At 64.7% G+C, this 3,117-nt stretch carries 3 protein-coding genes and 1 pseudogene; 3 read left to right on the top strand and 1 reads right to left on the bottom strand.

The annotated features are described in order from the left end of the window. The first annotated feature begins 287 nt into the window (after window positions 1-287). The 3 genes from H531_RS13305 to H531_RS13300 all read left to right on the top strand — a co-directional run bounded on the left by H531_RS13305 (window position 288) and on the right by H531_RS13300 (window position 2,748). Entirely contained in the window at window positions 288-746 is a 459-nt protein-coding gene (locus H531_RS13305) for a phosphatase PAP2 family protein (protein ID WP_245540701.1), read from the top strand. A gap of 86 nt (window positions 747-832) precedes the next feature. Then, window positions 833-1,486 (top strand): response regulator transcription factor, encoded by a 654-nt coding sequence (locus H531_RS0112270; RefSeq protein WP_022799603.1) that lies wholly within the window; start codon window positions 833-835, stop codon window positions 1,484-1,486. Beyond that, a complete protein-coding gene (locus H531_RS13300; protein WP_022799602.1) occupies window positions 1,483-2,748 on the top strand; it encodes a sensor histidine kinase in 1,266 nt (421 codons plus the stop codon). Before H531_RS0112270 ends, H531_RS13300 begins: the two co-directional genes overlap by 4 nt. A 151-nt stretch (window positions 2,749-2,899) precedes the next feature. Here H531_RS13300 and H531_RS13295 read toward each other — a convergent pair. Continuing rightward, window positions 2,900-3,117, bottom strand: a pseudogene (locus H531_RS13295) (hypothetical protein); the annotation flags it as partial.

Here is a 3,117-nt window from a genome sequence, read left to right as displayed (position 1 = left end):
TAACCTTCCCACCAGACTTGACCGCTATGGGGGTCTGGGACCTGGGGCAGGGCTTCACGCAGGGTCATGCCGCTGATTAACCCCAAGAGCCGCATGGCGGTCAAGTCTGCTTCCCACCCCCCGAAGTTGCCCGGGGGGTTTGGGGGTGTTCATATATGCAGGTAAAAGCGAACGGATCCTTGCTACTGGGCCTTTGTATTTTCGCGGTTTTTGCGTTAGGGATCCACCGGGGCTTTGCTTTTGATTCACAGTTTTTGAGTTTTCTCCACACTTACCAGACTCCTGTGTTGGATCGCTGGGCCCTCCTTTTCAGCCGCTCGGGTTCGGCCCTGATCCTGGCCCCTCTTTCAGCCCTGGTCCTCCTTTGGGCCTATCGCCGCCGGGCCAACTGGCCCGCGTTCGCCCTGGCCGTGGGCGGAAGCGCCTTGTTGAACCAAGCAGCCAAACACCTCTTCGCTCGCGACCGCCCCCATCTCTTCCCCCAACTCACCCCGGAGAGGGACTTCGGCTTTCCCTCGGGGCACGCCATGGGGAGCCTGGCCTTTGTGCTGGGGCTTTACCTGCTTCTGTGGCCGGTGGCGCCCAAGACCGCGCGACTGATTTTGGCCTTGGGGCTTCCCTGGACGTTGCTGGTGGGCCTTTCCCGGCTCTATCTGCAGGTGCACTACCCTTCGGACGTGCTGGCCGGGTGGGCCCTAACGGTGGCCTGGTTGGCGGGAATTTGGAGCTGGAGCAGAAGGCGCTGATGGAGCACCTTCCCCCGCGAAAGCCGGGTATCCTTGAATTAGGGCCCGCTAGGGGCGCACCGGGGGAAAAAGGGGAAAGGTGGACGATGCGGCTTCTCCTCGTAGAGGACGACCCCCGCGTGGGGGAATTGGTCAAGGAGGCCCTCGAGGCCGAAGGGTACGCGGTAGACTGGGTGGAGGGGGCCGAGGAGGCCCTCAGCCTGGTGGCGACCTTCCCCTTTGATCTCATCGTGTTGGATGTCATGCTTCCCGGCATGGACGGGTTCTCCTTTTTGGAGAAGGCGCGCCAAGAGTGCAAGGCCCCAGTGCTGGTGCTCACCGCCCGCGACGCCCTGGAGGACCGGGTACGGGGCCTGGAGGGAGGGGCCGACGACTACCTGGTGAAGCCCTTTCACCTGAAGGAACTCCGGGCCCGGGTGAGGGCCCTCCTGCGCCGGGCTTACGGGGAGGCGACCAACCGCATAGTGCGGGGTAGGCTCACGCTGGATCTGGAGGGCAAACGGGCTTGGTGGGAAGGCCAGGAGGTGCGCCTTTCCGGGAGGGAGTATGCCCTGCTGGAGTTTTTGGCGCTGAACGCAGGGGGCTTTTTCCCCCGGGAGGTGCTGTTGGAGAAGGTCTGGGGCGGGGAGCAAGGGGTAGACCCCAAGGCGGTGGACGTCTATGTGTATCGCCTGCGGCAAAAGCTCTCCGAAGAGGCCATTCGCACCGAACGCGGCCTGGGGTATAGCTTTCAGGGATGAGCCTGCGCCTGCGCCTGACGCTTTTTTACGTCCTCTTCCTGGGATTGGTGCTCGGGCTTTGGGGCCTGGGACTCCACTTCGGGGTGAAAGCAAGCCTGTACCAGGCGCTCGACGCTTCGTTGCAAGATGCCCTTCTTTTGGCGCGTCCCTTGGTGAACCAGGAGGACCACCGGGCCTTCCTGGGAGAAGGCGAGGCCCTGAAGGACCTCCCCCCCGATCTAGCCCTTTTCCTCTTCCAGGGGGGGAGGCTCGTGGACCGAGCAGGGCCGATTCTCTCCCCACCCCAGCCCGCTACGGGGTGCTGGACCGCCAGGAAGGTGCGCTTTTGCGGAAGCCAGGTGGAAGGGCTCCAGCTCGTGGCGGGGAGGCCCCTGGAATGGGTGGACGCAGCGCTCGACCGTCTAGATCGGGTTTTGCAGTTCTCCCTGCCTGCCGCGGTGTTTTTGGCCTTCCTCGGGGGATATGCGCTCGCCGGGCGGGCTCTCGCGCCCTTGGACCGCGTCACCCGCAGGGCCCTGGAGCTGGCCCAGCGCCCCGACCCCAAGGGTCGGTTGCCCGAGCATGGGGCGAAGGACGAGGTTTTTCGCCTAGCCCGGGCGCAAAACCTACTCCTAGAGGCGTTGGAAGGCTACCTGGAGAAGGAGAAGCGCTTTTTGCAAAACGCCGCCCATGAGCTCAGGACCCCCCTCGCCGCCCTGGTCGGGCGGCTCGAGCAGGCCCTGGAACAAGATCCCATCCCGACCGCCCCGGTGGAAAGGGCGAAAGAGGCGGCCTTTGACCTGTGGCGCCTGGTGGAACGGCTCCTCCTGCTTTCGCGGGCGGAGCGGGCCCTGACCCAGGAGGAGGTGGACTTTCTGGGGGTGGTCCTGGAGGCCCTCGAGGAGGTCGAGCGCGGGGGCAAGGTCCTGGAGTTGCAGTTGCCACAGGCCCCCTGTCGGCTAAGCGGCGACCCTCTCCTGCTCAAGGCGCTGGTGCGAAACTTGCTGGAAAACGCCTTCAAGTTTGCCAGAAACCGAGTGCGGGTGTCGCTTTCCTGCGAGGGCGTCTTGGAGCTGGCGGTGGAGGACGACGGAGCCGGGGTTCCCTGGGGGGAGCGGGAGAGGATTTTCGAGGCCTTCCACCAGGCCAGCCCTGCCCACCGGGCACAGGGGAGTGGCCTGGGTCTGGCCTTGGTACGGCGGGTGGCCGAGGCCCACGGGGGGATGGCTGGGGTGGAGGAGTCGGTCTTAGGGGGGGCGCGGTTTTTTGTACGGTTTCCCTAGAGGCCTGTCCGGTGACGGCTCCTCACGGCTTAGCGGTTCTTACCGGCCCCTGCTCTGCCCATCCCCCACAGGTCCCGTCTAGGCCCAGGGGCGTGGTTTCGTGGCGCTGGCCCGGTAGACCTCGCCACCGTAGATGTCAGGGTACCTGGACTTACGCGGCCTCCACCTGCACCGGTAACAGAGGGCTCAAATCCAGGCTCAGCTTACCTGCGATAAGTTTCCGTCGGCATGGGTAGAAACTCAACTTTAGCCGCTCCAAGACATGCCTCGCTGTGTACCAAGCGTCAAACAGTACGCCTTCCGGCTGAAAGCCCTGCTCCTCCGCCCACTCCAGCAGGGCCAGCTTGCTCTCCTCGGCCAGGGCGGAGG

It is taken from the genome of Thermus islandicus DSM 21543 (genome assembly GCF_000421625.1).
GTDB classification, from domain to species: domain Bacteria; phylum Deinococcota; class Deinococci; order Deinococcales; family Thermaceae; genus Thermus; species Thermus islandicus.
Note: the sequence above shows the minus strand (reverse complement) of the source record. Positions and strands in the feature narration are given on the sequence as shown.

Coding starts and splice junctions, on each gene's coding strand:
- H531_RS0112270 (WP_022799603.1), top strand. CDS start 833: ATGCGGCTTCTCCTCGTAGAGGACGACCCCCGCGTGGGGGAATTGGTC.
- H531_RS13300 (WP_022799602.1), top strand. CDS start 1,483: ATGAGCCTGCGCCTGCGCCTGACGCTTTTTTACGTCCTCTTCCTGGGA.